Below are 17,847 nucleotides of genomic sequence, written 5' to 3'. Positions count from 1 at the left end.
TCAGGCGTCCAACTCGCTGGCGACAGCGCGGACAACCTCGGACACCTTGCGGGCGATCTTGCGGTCCGGGTAACGCCCCTTACGCAGCTCGGTCTGCACCGTGCCCTCCAGCAGCGTGATCATGTCTTCGATCATTCCGTGCAGTTCGTCGGTGGTGTGCTTGTGGTTGACCGGCCCGCTGCTCTCGCGGCGCGTCTTCTGCACCGACGGTGGCGCGTCGATGAGCTTGAGGCTCAATGCCTGCGGCCCACGACGGCCGGCGGCCATGCCGAACTCGACCTTTTGTCCGGCCTTGAGTCCCTCAACGCCAGCAGGCAGCGCCGAGGACCGGACGTACACGTCCTCGCCGTCCTCTTGCGACAGGAAGCCGAAGCCCTTCTCGGCGTCGTACCACTTGACCTTGCCGGTTGGCACTGCACTCACCTCACATGATTAACGCGCCCCAATCAGGACGCGGTGACTGGTCATCCTACTCGGCTCGCGCAAGTGGTCGCTACGCTGGACTTATGACCCCGTTAATTGATTCGTTCGGCCGCATCGCGACCGACTTACGGGTGTCGTTGACCGACCGGTGCAATCTGCGCTGCACCTACTGTATGCCCGCCGAAGGACTGGACTGGCTGCGCAGCGAGACACTGCTCACCACCGATGAATACATCAGACTCATCGGGATCGCCGTGACACGCCTCGGGATTGACAGCGTTCGATTCACCGGTGGTGAGCCGCTGATATTCAAGGACCTGGAGAAGCTCGTTGCCGCCGTCGCCGGCATGTCGCCGCGCCCGGACATTGCCGTCACCACCAACGGCGTCGGACTCGACCGTAAGGCGGTTGCGCTGCGAGAGGCCGGATTGGACCGCATCAACGTCTCGCTGGATACCTTGGACGCCCATCGTTTTGCCGCGATCACCCGGCGGGATCGGCTGTCCGACGTGCTGCTGGGCCTGAAGGCGGCAGGATCTGCCGGGCTGTCGCCGATAAAGATCAACGCGGTGCTGACACCCGAGCAGTACAAAGAGGATGCCGTCGCCCTGCTGCATTTCAGCCTGGAGCACGGGTACGAACTGCGGATCATCGAGCAGATGCCCCTGGACGCCGGACACAGCTGGAGCCGGGCCCGCATGGTGACGGCAGACGAGATCCATGCCGCACTCAGCCGGGAGTTCTCCCTGAGCGAGGATCCCGCGCCCCGCGGCAGCGCCCCAGCGCAACGCTGGCTGGTGAACGGGGGCCCGGCGACGGTCGGAATCATCGCGTCGGTGTCCCGGCCGTTCTGTGGCGACTGCGACCGCACCCGGTTGACCGCGGACGGGCAGGTGCGCAATTGCCTGTTCGCCACCACCGAGACGGATCTGCGCGGCCTGCTCCGCTCGGGCGCGTCCGACGCCGAGGTGGCATCGGCCTGGCAGGCCGCCATGTGGGGCAAGAAGCCGGGGCACGGCATCAACGACCCGTCCTTCCTGCAGCCGGACCGCCCGATGAGCGCGATCGGCGGTTAGATCTGCATGCTTGCGAGCATCACGGTCAGGTATTTCGCGGCCGCCGCGGCGGCTGCCGGGCTTCAGGAAGAAACCGTCGATCTGCCCGCCGGGGCGTCATTCGACGATCTGACCCGTCTGTTGGCCTCCAGGGGGCCGGAACTCGAACGCGTATTGGCGCGTTGTTCCTTTCTCCATGACGGCGTGGCCGTCCGAGACCGCTCCCAACGGCCCAAATCCGGCGCTGTCGTGGATGTTCTCCCGCCGTTCGCTGGCGGATAGAAGTCCGCTGGCGCATCCATTTCCTAAGGAAGCTCTAAGGCATCTCTGAGAGCTGTGTACAGAGATGGCCCGGCAATTTCGTGATCTACGACACACATCTGAAGGTCACAGTAGGGTCACGACACGGACACGGGGCAGTGGAGCTGCCCAATAACCTGCGCAGACCCCGCCCCTCTCGGGAATAAACGCACCCCGTCATGGACGAAACACCGAGAAATGTCCAACATGACGAGACGCGCATCGGCACGTACCGTCATCCGAAGTCCATACCCGCGCACCGAGCTCCGTCCCTCGGGTGTGGACCGCGTCGGAAGACCAAGGGACGGAGACGGGGGACCCATCCGCCGGAGATCCACCCGATCTCCAGCACGAACCTTGATGGTTCTTGGGGTGAAGCCCGGGCAACCGGGCCGAGCGACCTCTTGCTCGAACCCGACAGCTGACCTCGCAGGTGCGTCACAGAGAGGAACACGACGGATATATGAGTGGACGGCACAGTAAGCCCAGCAAGGCGAGCGCCAAGGCGGCCAAGGTCGCGGTAGCGGGCGCGGGCCTTGTCGGTGGCGGTTTGATGATGGCCGCGACGGCCAACGCAGCCACCGACGGCGAATGGGATCAGGTCGCACGCTGTGAGTCGGGCGGCAACTGGGCCATCAACACCGGCAACGGGTACCAGGGCGGACTGCAGTTCTCGCCCAGCACCTGGATCAATAGCGGTGGCGGTCAGTACGCCCCGTCCGCCCACCTGGCCACCAAGGAACAGCAGATCGCGGTCGCCGAGAAGGTGCTCGCGGGGCAGGGCCGCGGTGCCTGGCCGGTCTGCGGACGCGGCCTGTCCGGTTCCACTCCCCGTACCGCTCCGGCGGCCAACATCACCCCGGCCGCACACCACGAGGAGCAGGCGGCTGCCGAGCCCGCTCCGGCCCCCGAGCCCCCCGCCGAGGGCGACGAGCAGTTCGTGGCCGAGGCTCCCGAGGCTCCGGCCATCGACGAAGCTCCGGCCCCTGAAGAAGCCCCCGCTCCCGAGGCCCAGGACGTTGACTTCCAGTCCGGCCCCGCTCCCGAGGAGCCGGCCCCGGCCCCCGAACCCGCTCCGGTCGACGAGGCGCAGGCTCCCGCGCCCGAGCTGATCGCCGCGCCCGCGCCCGAGGCACCCGTCGTCGACGAGGCCCCCGCGCCCGAAGAGGCTCCGGCTCCCGAGGCTCCTGCCGCCGACGACCAGGTGCTGCCGTACGAGCTCCAGTCCGGACCGGCCCCCGCCGAGCCCGCCCCGGCACCCGAGCCCGCCCCGGCACCCGCTGCGGCTCCCGAGATCCCGCTGCCCGCGGGTGTCCCGGATGCCGCGGACATCGGATTCGCCGCCGGCAAGGCCGCGTTCGACGCCGGCCCGGTGGCATCCAACGGCATCCCGACCAGTCCCGAGGCGGTCGCCGGTGTGGTCCGCCACCTGCCCGACCCGAACAACCTGCCTCCCGGCACCACCGACGTGGCGCCCGGCGACAGCCGCGGGGTCTCCTACCTCAAGGACATCGTGTTCGCGATGCAGACGCAGGACGTCAAGGCCAGCGACGCAATCCTCGCCCTGGCACAGCGCTGACACAGCCATCTCGTCGATCGCCCCGGCCGTCTCGGCCGGGGCGATTGTCGTTGTGGGGTAAACCTTTCGACGGTTAGCCTAGGCCCCTTGTCAAGGGGGTTGACGCGCCAGCTTCGAAGCGTACCTTGGTGACCATGACGGCATCGACCCAGCCTCCAGACGTACCGAGCCAAGAAACTTTCGAAGCGGTCTACAACGGCAAGCCCATGTTCGAGGGCGCACCCGCCGCCGGCGTCCCATGGGATATCAGGGACGCACAACCCCGCATCAAAGAGCTCGCGGCGTACGGCGCCCTACGCGGTGCGATCTTGGACATCGGCTGCGGCCTCGGCGAGAACTCCATCTACCTCACACAGCAGGGCCTGTCGGTCACCGGGCTCGATTTCTCGCCGTCCGCCATCGAACAGGCGAAACAGCGCGCAGCGGCCGCGGGGGTAACCGTCGACCTACACGTTGCCGATGCCACCAAGCTCGACGGCTGGGACGCACAGTTCGACACTGTGATCGACAGCGCGGTGTATCACTGTTTCGATCACGAGGGCCATCGTCAGTATGCGAGCGCCCTGCACCGCGCCACCCGGCCCGGAGCGCGCTGGTTCATTGCCTGCTTCGGCGACGGCTCCGTCAACGGCATTACGATGCCTTTTGGCGTCCAGGATCCGGACGAGATCAAAAGCGTGCTCTCGGAAGCCCGCTGGAATATCCAATATTTTGGCAGGACAACATATCTCGGTTCGCGGGCGGCATTCGTCGGTGCGGCGCTGGCCGGTATCGACCCCGAACAGATGCCCGCCGATATGCGCGAACGCTATCAGCGACCGGGCGTGGCAGAACAAGCACAGCAGACCTTCGAGCGCCTTCAGCAGCTCGACGACGACATGATCCACATGCCCTTCTTCAACATCGTCGCGGAAAGAGGCTGAACGCCATGGGTGCACCGACCCAGAACATCTTCGAGGACCTCTATCGCGACAGCCTCCATGAGGGCGGCCCCATCGTGCCGTGGGATTCCAAGGATGCCAAACCCCGTATCAAGGAGCTGGCCCTACTGGGCGCGATCCGCGGCGACGTCCTGGACATCGGCTGTGGCCTCGGCGACAATGCCATTTACCTCGCTCAGCAAGGCTTTAATGTCACCGGCTTGGATTTTGCGCCCTCGGCGATAGAACAGGCAAAGGGCCGGGCGGCCGCCGCGGGCGTAGCCGTCGACTTCCAGGTGGCCGACGCGACCACACTCGACGGCTGGGACGCGCGGTTCGATACCGTGATCGACAGCGGCGTCTACCACTGCTTCGACGCCGAGGGCCACACCGAGTACGCGAGCGCGCTGCACCGCGCCACTCGCCCCGGAGCGCGTTGGTACATCTGGTGTTTCGCACAAGGCGCGGTGCACGGCGTGCCCACACCATTCCAGAATGGGCAGCGAGCCGAGGAAATCGAGCAGGTGCTGACCACCAGCGGGTGGTCGGTCCTGCAAATAAACCCGACGACCATGAGTGCGCCAAAAGCCGAATTTCTCAACGCGATTCGCGGCTCCTACCGTGGAGACCCCGCCGTACTGGACCGGCTGGACCAGGATGTCACCGATCCGCTGCTGCACGTGCCGGTGTACACGGTGATCGCCGAACGGATGTAGCCGGGCCATGTTGGGCGACCGGAGTTTTCAGGCCGAGCCCACCCACTCGTCGGTGCCGTTGGCGAAGAACTGGTGTTTCCACACCGGCAGCGCGGCCTTCACGTCGTCGACGAGGCGCTGACAGGTGGCGAAGGCCTGACGGCGGTGGTCTGCGCTCACGGCCACCACGAAGGCTGCTTCCCCCACCATCAGCGCACCGATGCGATGGCTCACCGCGACGGCCCGTACGCCGTCTGCTTCCTCGGCGATGCGCCGCACCACATCGGTGAGCACCTGCTGCGCCGACGGATGCGCCGAATACTCCAGCCGCAGCACCGTCTTGCCGCCGTCGTGGTCGCGCACATTGCCGACGAATCCAACAGTGGCGCCGGCCGATTCATGATCGACCAGCCTCTCGTGTTCGATCAGCGAGATGGACTCCGCGGTCAACAGGGCACGAGTGACGGCGGTGCTCATACGTGATCACCCCCGGCTAGCTGGTCCAAGGCGTGGCCGAGCACGCCGCCGAGCACCGCGAGCCCGTCGCGGACGCCGCCGGCGGAGCCGGGCAGGTTGACCACCAGGGTGCGCCCGGCGACCCCGCAGACGCCGCGGGACAGGATGCTGGTGGGGACCGCGGGCAGCCCGGAGCGCCGGATCGCATCGGCCAGGCCTGGGACCTGATAGTCCAGCAACGCGGCGGTCTGTTCGGGAGTGGAATCGGTGGGCGAAAGCCCGGTGCCTCCGGTGGTGATGACGAGTGAGGCGCCGAGCGCGGAACGTATCGCGTCTCCCACCGCCTCACCGTCGGGCACCACAACCGGCTCGTCTACACGGAATCCTTGTGCACCAAGCCATTCGACGATGATGGGGCCTGTCCTATCGGTGTACTGACCGGTTGCCGCCCGAGTGGAGGCCACGATCACCCGCGCCGATCTCAGGGTCGGGTCCATGTTCCGGTCTTACCGCCCTCTTTGCGTAGCACCCTGACGTCGTCGATACGTGAGGCGGGATCGACGGCCTTGACCATGTCGTGCAAGGTCAGGCCGGCAACCGTCACCGCGGTCAGCGCCTCCATCTCGACCCCGGTGCGGTCCTTGGTGCGGGCGACAGCCGTGATCTGAATGGATCCCGCGGTGGCATCGATCGCGAAATCCACCTCGATACCGGTCAGCGGTATCTGATGACACAGCGGGATGAGTTCGCTGGTGCGTTTGGCGGCCATGATGGCGGCCAGACGGGCAGTGGCGATGGCGTCGCCCTTGGGCAACGTGCCGTCTGAGAGAAGCTTCAGAACCTCGGGAGTAGTGACAAAGCGCCCCGCCGCGACGGCCTCGCGTGCGGTGGCCTGCTTGGCCGACACGTCGACCATGTGCGCGGACCCGTGCTCATCGATATGGGAGAGCCCCTCGGGCCCGGATGAGCCGCTTGCGCGAAGACCCTCAGGCACCGCTCTACTTGTTGATGACGGTGACGGGGTGCACGTAGGGCACGGACTCCACCGGGAACTCAAGGTCACCGAACGGTGAGAGCGCTCCGGTGCGGTCGGCCGCCAGCTCGGAGACGGCGTGCTCGCCGTCCACGTGCGCGGGCCAGCCGTTGTCGACATATTGCTCTTTGTCAGCCACGCAGCCATTGTGGCAGGCCGAGAGGCCGACGGCGAACCCAACCCGCCTCTACGCTGGTGATCGATGAGTGACGATGCGGCGTTGGCTGGTTTGTCGGCGTGGTTACGCCGCTTGCCAGATGAACAGTTGGTACGACTAGTGCGGCTGCGGCCCGATTTGGCCTCGCCGCCGCCGGGTTCGCTGGCGGCGCTGGCGGGGCGTGCGCTGTCACGCCAGTCGGTGCGCGCGGCCACCGACAACCTGGACTTTTTGACGCTGGCGGTGCTGGATGCGCTGCTGGTGGCGCGTGCCGATGTCGCGGGCATCCCGATCGCGAATGTACTCGCTCAGGTCGACGGGCGGGCCACGGAGCTGCAGGTACGCGCCACACTGGATCGGCTGCGCGAGCTGGCGCTGGTGTGGGAAGAGGGCGAGCTGCTGTATCTGGCGGGTGAGACCCGGTTCGGCCTCCCCTGGGTGGTCGGGCAAGTGATCAGCGAGCACACCCCCGATTCCTACGACGAAGCGCGCACGGCATTGGAGGGTGCCGACGAGCGCGGCATGGAACTGCTGCGGGCCCTCATCGCCGGATCTCCCATCGGCCGCACCCGCGACGCCGCTCCCGGCGCCCCACCGGACCGTCCGGTGCAGCGACTGCTGGCGGCCGGCCTGCTGCAGCGCATCGACGACGAGACCGTGTTGCTGCCCCGGTTCGTGGCGCAGCTGCTTCGCGGCGAGGAGCCCGACCGCCTGCAGCCACCGGCCGTCGAGACGACAACGGCTACCCAGTCCGAGGCCGACGCGGCCGCCGCCGGAGCGGCCCTTGACTTGCTGCGCGAGGTGGGCCTGCTGCTCGACGAACTCGGGGTCAACCCCGCGCCCCAGCTGCGCAGCGGTGGGCTGGGCGTGCGTGAGGTCAAGCGGCTGGCAAAGGCGACCGGCCTCGAGGACAACCGCATGGGTCTATTGCTGGAGGTACTGGCCGCAGCGGAGCTGATCGCCGTCGGCGACCCCGATGTCGACACCGATGCCGACGGCTGGCACTGGGCGCCGACCACGCAGGCCGACCGATTCGCCGAGCTTCCGACCGCGACCCGCTGGTTCCGCTTGATGTCGGCGTGGTTGATGCTCGCGGCGCGCCCCGACCTGATCGGCAAGCGCACCAGCGATGACAAACCGATTGCGGCCCTTTCAGATTCACTGCGGTCCACGGCGGCGCCGCATGACCGCAAGCTGCTCCTGGAGATTCTGGGCGAGCTGGACCCCGGGCATGGACTGCGGGCCGAAGAGCTGTCCCGGGTGATGCGGTGGCGCCGCCCGCGCTGGGGCGCCCGGCTGGGCGTCGAACCCGTGACGGCGCTGCTGTTCGAGGCGACGACCCTGGGCGTGATCGGCCGCGGCGCGCTCACGACGCATGTGCGCACGTTCCTGGACAGCAGCGGCGACGAAACGACGACCCTGGCCGCGATGGAAAAGGCGCTCCCCGCCCCCATCGACCACTTCCTGGTACAGGCCGACCTGACCGTCGTCGCACCCGGACCGCTCACGCGCGAGGTCGAGCTGGATCTGGCGGCCGTGGCAGATCTGGAATCGGCGGGGGCTGCCAGCGTCTTTAGGGTCAGCGAGGCCACCATCCGGCGCGCGCTGGATTCGGGGAAGACCGCCACCTCGCTGCACAGTTTCTTCGGATCGCACTCGAAAACCCCTGTCCCGCAGTCGCTGACGTATCTGATCGACGATGTGGCCCGGCGACACGGTCAGCTGCGGGCCGGGGTGGCGACGTCGTTCCTGCGCTGCGATGACGTCGCCCTGCTGGCACAGGTGATGGCCTCGGTACTGGCGGAGGACTTGGGGCTGCGGCTGCTGGCGCCCACTGTCGCGGTGTCGCTGGCCCCGCTGGCCGAGCTGGTGACCGGGCTGCGCTCGGCCGGTTTCGCCCCCGCCGCGGAGGACGCGACCGGGACGATCGTGGAGCTACGCGCGCACCGCGCGCGGGTGACCCCACAACCGCACCGGATGGGGTGGACGCCGCCGGTGCTCAGTGAGCCCGCCGCCGCGGCCGTCGTGAAGGCATTGCGCGCGGCGGGCGACCACGACGGGGTACGCATCGAGCCGTCGCATGCGGTGGCGCTGCTACAGCAGTCCGCCAAGGCCCAGACCAGTGTGTTGATCGGGTACGTGGACCCGGCCGGGGTGGCCTCGTCGCGCGTGGTCAACCCGATCAGTGTGCGCGGTGGGCAGTTGTCGGCCTTCGACACCGCTGCCGGGCGCATCCGTGACTTCGCGATTCATCGCATCACCGCGGTCTCGCCGCCGGGCTGAGCCGGTTCGACGAATCCACCTAGTGCGTCAGCGGACACCTTCGAAGGGATTCCATGACTCGCTCTTGCGAACCCAGTGCAAGTAGTAGGCCTGGTTGGCGATACCCATGAACATCGCAGCAAAGCCTATGGAGACTGCGCGCGTCACACTGTCGGAAGCTCCTACAACCCCGAGCACCACACCGATCCCCAGACTGATTCCCAACAGCACCAAGCCCTTGCGCCACATACCCTTAACGAAGAAGTAGATCGGACCAAAGAAAAAGGCCAGGAAATTACTGGTCAACCGGATGCGCGTCCAAAACGGGCCCGCGCGAAAGATGGCGTTCGCCTCTTCTTTCGTCGGAGCCGCAGCGTAGTGATCATAGAACGCGAACCGTCGCTGCCAAATCTCCGCCAGAGCGCTGCGGTCTTGAGGTATCGTCACCGCAGCAATCTAGCAATGACAGACGACATCCTCCAATGTCGCCGCGGGTCACTATCCTGGATCGAATGACCGATGGACCGCTGATCGTCCAGTCCGATAAGACCGTGCTGCTGGAGGTCGACCACGACCAGGCAGACGCGGCGCGCCAGGCTATCGCCCCGTTCGCCGAGCTCGAACGCGCCCCCGAACACGTACACACCTACCGCATCACCCCGCTCGCACTGTGGAACGCCCGCGCCGCGGGACATGATGCCGAACAGGTGGTCGACGCCCTCGTCACCTTCTCCCGCTACGCGGTGCCGCAGCCACTGCTGGTCGACATCGTCGACACCATGGCGCGCTACGGGCGCCTACAACTGGTCAAGCATCCGGCGCACGGCCTCACCCTGGTGAGCCTGGACCGCGCCGTGCTCGAAGAGGTGCTGCGGCACAAGAAGATCGCCCCCATGTTCGGTGCCCGCATCGACGACGACACCATCCAGGTGCACCCCAGTGAGCGTGGCCGCATCAAGCAGATGCTGCTCAAAATTGGCTGGCCCGCAGAGGATCTCGCGGGCTATGTGGACGGCGAGGCCCACCCGATCACCCTGGCGCAGGATGGCTGGGAGCTGCGGGACTATCAGCAGATGGCTGCCGACTCCTTCTGGGCGGGTGGCTCCGGCGTGGTGGTGCTGCCCTGCGGCGCGGGCAAGACGCTGGTGGGCGCCGCCGCGATGGCCAAGGCGCAGGCCACCACGCTCATTCTGGTCACCAATACCGTTGCCGGGCGGCAGTGGAAACGCGAGCTCCTCGCGCGCACCTCGTTGACGGAGGACGAGATCGGCGAATACTCGGGCGAGCGCAAGGAGATTCGGCCGGTCACCATCGCCACCTATCAGGTGATTACCCGCCGCACCAAGGGCGAGTACCGCCACCTGGAACTGTTCGACAGCCGCGACTGGGGCCTGATCGTGTACGACGAGGTGCACCTGCTGCCCGCCCCGGTGTTCCGGATGACCGCAGACCTGCAGTCACGGCGCCGCCTCGGCCTCACCGCCACACTCATCCGGGAGGACGGCCGCGAGGGCGACGTGTTCAGCCTCATTGGCCCCAAGCGCTATGACGCGCCATGGAAAGACATTGAGGCACAAGGCTGGATCGCCCCCGCTGAATGCATCGAGGTGCGCGTCACGCTCACCGACAACGAGCGGATGATCTACGCGACCGCCGAGGCCGACGAGCGCTACAAGCTCTGTTCCACGGCCCACACCAAGATCAACGTGGTGAAGTCGATCTTGGCCCGCCACCCCGGCGCGCCGACACTGGTGATCGGCGCATACCTGGATCAGCTGGACGAACTGGGCACCGAACTGGATGCCCCCGTGATCCAGGGCTCCACCAAAAACGCCGAACGCGAGGCGCTCTTCGACGCGTTCCGGCGTGGCGAGATCGGCACCCTGGTGGTGTCCAAGGTCGCCAACTTCTCCATCGATCTTCCGGAGGCGTCTGTTGCCGTGCAGGTTTCGGGAACCTTCGGCTCGCGGCAGGAAGAAGCGCAGCGCCTCGGGCGGCTGCTGCGCCCCAAGGCCGACGGTGGGCAGGCCTACTTCTATTCGGTGGTCTCGCGCGACACCCTCGACGCCGAGTACGCCGCACACCGGCAGCGCTTCCTGGCCGAGCAGGGCTACGGGTACCGCATCACCGATGCGGATGACCTGCTGGGCCCCACCATCGGTTAGCCGCTCGCTGCGGGTTACCCGCCCGACGCGGCGATCTTGTCGAAGTACGCCTTGGTGCGCTTCATCGAGAAACCGACGATGGCATCCACCGCCGGGGTGGCGTTGCGAATGGGGCCGGTGCCGTCGATCGCCCATGCCCAGGTGAAGTCGGCCCCGTGTTCGGTCGGCGTCACCACGTAGTCCTCGGCGAAGGCCCGTATGCCCGGTATCGGGACCGGCAGGCTGGTCACGTAGAACGCCTTGCGCCTGCCCTCCTCCCAGAGGAAGTAGTGCTCGTTGACCTTCGGGCCCACCACCGGCCCGATCTTGCGCACCGCCCCCACTCCGGCGCGGGGGGAGCCCCACACGACCCGGATGCCGGGCGCCAGCCAGCGCAGTGTGGTGTCGTTGGTCAGCTCGCGCCACACCGTGTCGGCGGAAACCGGCACGGAAATGGTGTGGCTCGCTCGCACCGGAGCGCTGGACAGGAAGGCTTCATCGACTGCGTCAAGCGAAGGCATTCCCGTAACTTACGGTATCGGTTAGGCCGTAAACAATGGGGCTAGACCCCAATGACCTCCCGCACGAACAAGTCGATACCGGAACGGTCGTAGGCCGCCTCCGGAAAGTTGCATATCGCGTAGCCCAGGCCCAGCCCGCGGTACTCGGCCAACCGCTCAGCGATCTGCTCCGGGGTTCCCGCGGTCGTCGCCAGGTTCGCCACCGTGCCCTCGGCGACGTCCTCGCCGATGATGGGTACCAGCCGCGCCTTGATGGCCGCCAGTCGATCGGCCACCTCGCCGGCGTCGGACCCGATCACGATGTTCATGTTGGCGCTTCGGACAATCGCATCAAAATCCGTGCCGATGTCCTTGCAGTGGGCGGCAAGCACTCTCGACTTGTGTCCGAATTCTTCGGCCGTCTGACCAAAGTTGGTGTACTGCGCATAGCGTGCCGCGATACGCAATGTCACCTTCTCGCCACCGCCGGCGATCCATAGCGGAATCCCGTTCGACTGCAAGGGCGTAGGCGCCACAATGGCGTCGTCCACCTGGTAATAAGTACCGTCCAGGCTCACCCGGCCGTCACGCCAGGCATCGCGCATGATGCGCACCCCTTCGCGCAGTCTGCCCAGACGTTCGGCGGCACCGGGAAAGCCATAGCCGTACGCGCGCCACTCGTGCTCGTACCAACCGCCGCCGATGCCCATCTGGGCACGCCCGCCCGAGATGATGTCCACGGTGGCCGCAATCTTGGCCAGGTACACCGGATTTCGGTATCCCATCGCCGTACACATCTGCCCCAGTTTGATTCGTGAGGTCACGGCGGCGAAGGCCGACATCAACGTCCACGCCTCATGGGTCGCCTCGTCGGTGGGCACCGGCACGGTGTGAAAGTGGTCGTAGACCCACACCGAGTCCCAGGGACCGCCCTCCGCGTAGTGCACGAGATCGCGCATCACGTCCCAATGACGCTCCGGGGCGATGCCTACCAAATCCAGACGCCAGCCTTGCGGGATGAAGACTCCGAACTCCAGTGTCTCGGCCACCTGGGCCACACTACGCCCGAGAAGGTGATCCCACCCATCGGGTCAGCGCGCCGCGAAGTCCATCCGCACTGCCCTCGCCCACCCACGCCACATACCCGTCGGGCCGCACGAGCACCGCATCCGGCGCCGACACCTCACCCAACACCGGAAGTTCCCATATTCCTGAATATTTGGCGTCGACCACGTGTACTCGATCTTCCCATCCCTCGACATTCAGGATCTGCCGAGCCCCGAAGTTGAACAACACGGGGCGCGCGGTGTGCAGATGTTCGTAAACCCGCACCGCCCCGTCCGCCGTCACCACGTCGAGGTCGGGCATCCGGCGGCCCAACAGTTGATGTCCGTCGCCCAACATGTAGTGGATGTCCAGCCCGCTCATCATTCCGGCGATGCGCTTGCGCGGTTCGTCCATGGCCAGCAGGTCCGCCACGATGTCACGCAACGCGTCGATCCGCGGACCGGCTTCGGACAACGGCGTTTGCGCCATGGTGTTGTGCAGCACCCGTTCGGCGACAGGGTGGCGCTCCAGGTGATAGGTGTCCAGCAGCGCGTCCGGGGCATGCCCCTTGATGACCGCGGCAAGCTTCCAGCCCAGGTTGACCGCGTCCTGGATGCCGGTGTTCAGCCCCTGGCCGCCGAATGGGAAATGAATATGCGCGGAATCACCGGCCAAGAACACCCGCCCGTCTCGATACCTGTCGGCCTGACGTGTCATATCGGAGAAGCGGGATATCCACCGCGGATTGTGTATTCCGAAATCTGTTCCCGCGATGGCGATCAGCGCTTCTTTGGCCTCTTCCAGCGTCGGTTCGACGCCGAGCCGGTCCAGGCCGGTACTGAAGGCGAGCCGGCACCAGCCTTCTTCGAACGGCAGGATGCCGAGGAACGCCTGCCCGGGCTTGCGCAGCAAGCCGAACTCCAGCGGTTGTTCGGTGATTTCGGCATCGACCAGCATCGCCGAGCAGGACGGGTCATGTCCCGGAAAGCCGATCCCGGCCGCCTTGCGGATGGTGCTGCGCCCGCCGTCACACCCGACGAGGTACTGCCCCCGCAGGGTGCTTCCGTCGGCAAGTGCCACGTCCACGCCGACGTCGTCCTGACCGAGGCCAACAGCCTCGGCGTTGTAATAGATCGGTACCCCGAGCTCGTCGATCCAGGCCGCCAGCGTCTTCTCGGTGTAGTGCTGCAGTAGGCCCAGCGCGTAGGGGTGACGGGTCGGAAAGTCCTCGATGCTCATGAAAATGCCCGAAAAGTGGGTGACCTGACCGGTACGTCCCTGGGCGAGGAATCGCTCTGCGATCCCCCGCTGATCGAAGACTTCGATGGTGCGCGAATGCAGGCCCGCCGCACGAGATCCCACTTCCTCATGACTGCCGCGGCGCTCCAGGAGAGCGACATCGATGCCCGCAAGGGCCAGCTCACCGGCCAACATCAATCCGGTCGGGCCTGCGCCCGCGACAACAACCGCATGCTCAGCCATAACACTCCTTAACATCGTTATCGGCATTAACACCATAATGTCTTTAACGATGTTAAAGTGTCAACGTGATTTTGAATCGAGAGACGATCGCACGCGCCGGACTGGCCCTGCTGGACGAGAAGGGCAGCGACGGACTGACCATGCGCGCACTCGCCGCCTCACTCGGCGTCCAGGCGCCAGCCCTCTACTGGCATGTGAAGAACCGCCGAGAACTCATCGACCTCATGGGCGAGGTGATCGTTCAAGAGGCCTACGAATCCTTCGATCTCTCGACCGCACCCTGGGATGTTTTCCTGGCCAACGGAGCTCGCGCATTTCGGCAGGCAATGCTGCGGTACCACCAGGGCGCCCGGATACTCGCCGGCACCTTTGCGACCAATGCCGCCGACATGGTGGAGCCGCTGCTGGACGCCATGACGTCGGCGGGCTTCACCGTTCGCGAAGCCGCTCGATTATCACCCGCTATCTACCACTACACAATCGGTTTCACGATTGAGCAGCAGTCCCGGGACGGCTCCGAGTACCCGGGGCCCAACCCGTACACCGAAGAGAATCTGCTGGCCAAGCTCGACCTGCACAAGTATCCCGCGGTCGCGGAGGCCTTCTCGGAGATCTACGACCCCGACTTCGATGCCGATTTCGAAGATGGGCTGACGATCATCATCGACGGCCTGCGAGCTCGACTTCACGCGAAGCGGAAATCAGCGGCTCCTCGGGTGACGACTCGCCGCTAGCAGCCTCGGGATCGTCCGAGACGGCGCAATCCCCTTCCTGCGCGTCCGGCTTCGAACGCGAGAAGCGCTGGCGGAACCATGATTCCACGCTCGCCGAGGGCCACCAGTTGGCCTGCCCGCACAGCACCACCAGGGCAGGAATGGTAATGGTGCGCACCAGGAAGGTATCCAGCAGCAGGCCCATGCCGATGATGAAACCAGCCTCCACCATCGACTGCAGATTGCCGATCAGCAGGCCGAACATGGACGCGGCGAAAATGACTCCCGCAGAGGTGATCACGCCACCGGTGGACTTGACCGTCTTGATGACGCCCGAGCGAATACCGTCCGGCGACTCATCGCGAATGCGTGATATGAACAGCAGGTTGTAGTCGGCACCCACCGCCACCAGCACGATGAAGGCCATTCCGGGCACACTCCAGCTCAACGGCTGGCCGCCGATGAATTGGAAGGCGATCACGCCGATACCTACCGCCGACGCATACGAAATGATCACTGAACCAATGAGATACAGCGGCGCCACGATCGCGCGCAGCAGCGCGACCAGAATGAGCAGCACCACGATCACGGTGAGCACGATGATGAATCGCAGATCGTGGTTGTAGTAGTTGCGGATGTCGTTGTACATCGCCGACAGTCCGGCCATCGAGATGGACGCATCCGAGAGTGTTGTGTTGGGTTGCGCGCTGCGGGCCGCCTCTTGGATAGCGCGGACCTGATCCATCGCCTCGGGGCTGAAGGGATTCAGGTTGCTCTGTACCAGGTAGCGCACCGCATGTCCGTCCGCTGAAACAAACGCGGCAGCAGCTGTTTTGAAGGAATCCTGAGTCAGCACCTGCTGCGGGATGTAAAAGCCCGACATCGACCCGGGTGCGGCATCACGCTTGGCCGCCACCAACAGCGTCGAGGCATCGCCCAGCTGCCCACCCATCTGCTTGGTCTGATCCACCAACATCTGCACGCCCTCGGCAAGCTGGGCGCTGCCGTCGGCCAGTGAATTGACCCCGGTCAGAACCTCGGTGAACCTCTTTTGAATGCCATAGGAATCGGACAGTCCCAAACGGCGCAGATTGGTGTCGATCGAATTCAACGCGGTACGTAGCCGGGCGATGGTCGAGCTGATCTGCTTGTCGTTGTCCACCGACTTCAGTTCGCGGCCGAGCTCGACGATCTTGTCCCGGGTGCCATCTTGTTTGGTCTCCAGGAACTTGTTCATCTCGTCTCGCGAAGACCGGCATCCCGGATCCATATCGCAGGCCGGGTTGCCCACCAACACGCGCGCGACGGGTTCGATCCAGCCGTATACCTCGCTGGCGCCCTGGGCATTGGCCTCGATGGCATCGCCCAGGGAATGCATGCTGGTGACCAGCTTGTCCACGGAATCCAGGTCGGCCAGGGTGCCCGTCCTACCACTGCCCCGCAGCTGGGCAAGCACCTCAACCAGTGCGCGCGCGGTGCCCAACGAGTTCTTCACCGAGTCGCGGACCTGACCGAGCTTGTCCGCCAAGGTGTGTCCGCCCGCCGCCAGCTTGTCCAAGTCCCTGGTCCGGGCATCGATCAGGTTGGAGGCATCGCCCAGCTTCCCGCCGACCTCACCGGCCTGATACGACAGCTTGGCTTCCTCGAGTGGTTCACCCGTGGGGCGCGTGATACCGCGCACCTTGTCCACGCCGGGCACCTGGCTCACCCGGGCCGCCATCTGCTCAAGGTCGGCCAGCCCCCGCGGGGTACGCAGATCATGAGGCGATTTGATGTAGAGGTACTGCGGCAGCGTCGAGTTGACCGGGAAGTGCTTCTCGATTGCCGCGTATCCCTGGTTGCTGTCGGCCCAGGGCGGCAGGTTCTTACGGTCGTCGTATCCGAATTTCACCATCGCTCCGCAGGTGGCCAGGATGACCAGAACGACCAGACTGACCGCCAGGTGCGCACCGGGCCGCTTGACGATGTTGATGCCTGAGCGGTGCCAGATCTTGTTGGCGTAGGCCTTTCGCGGCGTGATCCAACCGCGGCGCCCCACCAGGACCAGCACCGCGGGAAGGAAGGTCACCGATGCCACGAAAGCGATCAGGATCGACACACTCAGTGCCGGACCCACGGTGGACAGGATGCCCAACTTGGTGAATCCCATGCCTAGGAAGGTCACTGCGACCGTCGCAGCCGAGGCGGCAACCACCTTGCCGATGGACTCCAGCGCCGCGGCGACGGCATCGTCCGAAGCCAGGCCCTGCTTGATGTATTCGTGATATCGGCTGATGAGGAAGACCGCATAGTCGACGCCCGCGCCCATCATCATCGCGGTCATGAACGTCAGGGTCTGATTCGAGATACTCAGGCCCATCTGCGCCAATCCGCCGACGGCGGCCTGAGCGATACCCAGCGAGACCCCCACCACGATGAGCGGCAGCATCATCGTCACCGGATTGCGGTAGACGATCAACAAGATGAGCAGAACCAAAGCAGCCGTCGTGATTTCGACCTTGTGCAGGTCGCGCTCACCCACCACCGTCAAGTCCCCGACAGTGGCGGTCGGCCCCGTCGTGAAGGCCTTCAGGCTGGTCCCCTGGGTGGCGTCCTTGATGATCTTCAGGGCCCCCACGTAGGCCTTGCCCGATTCGGGGGTGGCCAGTTCACCCTGCAGGCCCACCGGCAGGTACCACGCCTTGCCGTCGGTACTCGACATCATCTCGCGCAGAGGCGGTTTGGTGATGAAGTCCTGCACCATGCTCACATCGCGGGTGTCCTCGCGCATCCGCGCGGCAAGAATGCGATAGGTCTGCTCATCGGCGGGAGTCAGCCCGTTCTCGTTCGTGAGCACGATCAACAAGATGTTCTGCGCACCCGATTCCTGGAATGACTCCACCATCTGCCGGGTGGTCTCCATTACGGGAGCGTCCTTGGGCAGCAGGTCGACGGGGTGGTCCTCGATGGCCTTCTGCAACGAGGGCGCGGTCAGGGCCAACACCGCGGCCAGTCCGATCCACAGCCCGATCACGATGACAGGGGCCCGCCGGACGATCTGCGCGATCAGTCCGTAAATGCCACCTGTGTTCTCCGCCACGA

General features: G+C 65.6%; 18 protein-coding genes and 1 riboswitch. Of the genes, 8 read left to right on the top strand and 10 right to left on the bottom strand.

Translation table 11 applies throughout. The features are described from left to right. Positions 1-414 carry a cold-shock protein gene (locus tag MAB_RS04570; RefSeq protein ID WP_005063636.1) on the bottom strand — a complete coding sequence of 138 codons (414 nt, stop codon included), beginning with the start codon at positions 412-414 and terminating at the stop codon, positions 1-3. A 92-nt stretch (positions 415-506) separates the two neighbouring features. Between MAB_RS04570 and moaA the strand changes: the two genes are divergently transcribed. From moaA to MAB_RS04540, 5 genes are all read left to right on the top strand, one after another. Then, positions 507-1,499, top strand: coding sequence for a GTP 3',8-cyclase MoaA (moaA, locus tag MAB_RS04565; RefSeq protein ID WP_005092699.1), 993 nt, complete (start codon positions 507-509; stop codon positions 1,497-1,499). A gap of 6 nt (positions 1,500-1,505) precedes the next feature. Next, the gene (locus MAB_RS04560; protein WP_005083281.1) at positions 1,506-1,760 is read left to right on the top strand and encodes a MoaD/ThiS family protein; all 255 of its coding nucleotides are present in this window, start codon (positions 1,506-1,508) and stop codon (positions 1,758-1,760) included. Positions 1,761-2,063: 303 nt separating this feature from the next. Further along, positions 2,064-2,229: riboswitch (cyclic di-AMP (ydaO/yuaA leader) on the top strand. 12 nt (positions 2,230-2,241) lie between these two features. After that, on the top strand, positions 2,242-3,357 hold the full coding sequence (locus tag MAB_RS04550) for a transglycosylase family protein (RefSeq protein WP_005083283.1): 1,116 nt from the start codon (positions 2,242-2,244) through the stop codon (positions 3,355-3,357). Between the two features lie 128 nt (positions 3,358-3,485). Then, positions 3,486-4,280 (top strand): class I SAM-dependent methyltransferase, encoded by a 795-nt coding sequence (locus MAB_RS04545; protein WP_005113308.1) that lies wholly within the window; start codon positions 3,486-3,488, stop codon positions 4,278-4,280. A gap of 5 nt (positions 4,281-4,285) precedes the next feature. Continuing rightward, positions 4,286-4,993, top strand: coding sequence for a class I SAM-dependent methyltransferase (locus MAB_RS04540; protein WP_005102458.1), 708 nt, complete (start codon positions 4,286-4,288; stop codon positions 4,991-4,993). Positions 4,994-5,020: 27 nt separating this feature from the next. Here MAB_RS04540 and MAB_RS04535 read toward each other — a convergent pair whose 3' ends face one another. From MAB_RS04535 to MAB_RS25120, 4 genes are read right to left on the bottom strand one after another with little or no spacing between them, the layout of a single operon-like run. Continuing rightward, positions 5,021-5,449 carry a molybdenum cofactor biosynthesis protein MoaE gene (locus MAB_RS04535; RefSeq protein WP_005113306.1) on the bottom strand — a complete coding sequence of 143 codons (429 nt, stop codon included), beginning with the start codon at positions 5,447-5,449 and terminating at the stop codon, positions 5,021-5,023. Next, positions 5,446-5,925: a MogA/MoaB family molybdenum cofactor biosynthesis protein gene (locus MAB_RS04530; protein WP_005083291.1), complete on the bottom strand. Its 480-nt coding sequence runs from the start codon at positions 5,923-5,925 to the stop codon at positions 5,446-5,448. Before MAB_RS04530 ends, MAB_RS04535 begins: the two co-directional genes overlap by 4 nt. Next, positions 5,910-6,422, bottom strand: coding sequence for a cyclic pyranopterin monophosphate synthase MoaC (gene moaC, locus MAB_RS25125; RefSeq protein ID WP_012296355.1), 513 nt, complete (start codon positions 6,420-6,422; stop codon positions 5,910-5,912). Before moaC ends, MAB_RS04530 begins: the two co-directional genes overlap by 16 nt. Positions 6,423-6,426: 4 nt before the next feature. After that, positions 6,427-6,600, bottom strand: coding sequence for a hypothetical protein (locus MAB_RS25120; RefSeq protein WP_005063648.1), 174 nt, complete (start codon positions 6,598-6,600; stop codon positions 6,427-6,429). Positions 6,601-6,663: 63 nt separating this feature from the next. Here MAB_RS25120 and MAB_RS04520 point away from each other — a divergent pair, with 63 nt between their 5' ends. Then, positions 6,664-8,901, top strand: coding sequence for a helicase-associated domain-containing protein (locus tag MAB_RS04520; protein ID WP_005134876.1), 2,238 nt, complete (start codon positions 6,664-6,666; stop codon positions 8,899-8,901). Between the two features lie 27 nt (positions 8,902-8,928). Here MAB_RS04520 and MAB_RS04515 read toward each other — a convergent pair whose 3' ends face one another. Continuing rightward, on the bottom strand, positions 8,929-9,327 hold the full coding sequence (locus MAB_RS04515; RefSeq protein ID WP_005083298.1) for a DUF2628 domain-containing protein: 399 nt from the start codon (positions 9,325-9,327) through the stop codon (positions 8,929-8,931). A 65-nt stretch (positions 9,328-9,392) separates the two neighbouring features. Here MAB_RS04515 and MAB_RS04510 point away from each other — a divergent pair, with 65 nt between their 5' ends. Further along, positions 9,393-11,045: a DNA repair helicase XPB gene (locus MAB_RS04510; RefSeq protein WP_005063651.1), complete on the top strand. Its 1,653-nt coding sequence runs from the start codon at positions 9,393-9,395 to the stop codon at positions 11,043-11,045. Positions 11,046-11,059: 14 nt separating this feature from the next. On the opposite strand, the gene MAB_RS04505 is transcribed toward MAB_RS04510, so the two are convergent. Genes MAB_RS04505 through MAB_RS04495 form a run of 3 tightly spaced genes read right to left on the bottom strand, consistent with a single transcriptional unit; the run spans position 11,060 to position 14,053 of the window. After that, positions 11,060-11,545, bottom strand: coding sequence for an SRPBCC family protein (locus MAB_RS04505; protein WP_005083300.1), 486 nt, complete (start codon positions 11,543-11,545; stop codon positions 11,060-11,062). Between the two features lie 41 nt (positions 11,546-11,586). Further along, positions 11,587-12,582: an LLM class F420-dependent oxidoreductase gene (locus MAB_RS04500; protein ID WP_005113303.1), complete on the bottom strand. Its 996-nt coding sequence runs from the start codon at positions 12,580-12,582 to the stop codon at positions 11,587-11,589. 1 nt (position 12,583) lies between these two features. Next, complete coding sequence (locus MAB_RS04495) at positions 12,584-14,053, bottom strand: FAD-dependent monooxygenase (RefSeq protein WP_005092686.1); 1,470 nt, start codon at positions 14,051-14,053, stop codon at positions 12,584-12,586. A 65-nt stretch (positions 14,054-14,118) separates the two neighbouring features. Here MAB_RS04495 and MAB_RS04490 point away from each other — a divergent pair, with 65 nt between their 5' ends. After that, positions 14,119-14,787 (top strand): TetR/AcrR family transcriptional regulator C-terminal domain-containing protein, encoded by a 669-nt coding sequence (locus tag MAB_RS04490; protein ID WP_005083306.1) that lies wholly within the window; start codon positions 14,119-14,121, stop codon positions 14,785-14,787. Here MAB_RS04490 and MAB_RS04485 read toward each other — a convergent pair. Then, the gene (locus tag MAB_RS04485; RefSeq protein ID WP_005083307.1) at positions 14,714-17,845 is read right to left on the bottom strand and encodes an MMPL/RND family transporter; all 3,132 of its coding nucleotides are present in this window, start codon (positions 17,843-17,845) and stop codon (positions 14,714-14,716) included. The two genes, MAB_RS04490 and MAB_RS04485, sit on opposite strands and share 74 nt — an antisense overlap. Positions 17,846-17,847 lie beyond the last annotated feature (2 nt).

It is taken from the genome of Mycobacteroides abscessus ATCC 19977, assembly GCF_000069185.1.
Lineage (GTDB): Bacteria > Actinomycetota > Actinomycetes > Mycobacteriales > Mycobacteriaceae > Mycobacterium > Mycobacterium abscessus.
Note: the sequence above shows the minus strand (reverse complement) of the source record. Positions and strands in the feature narration are given on the sequence as shown.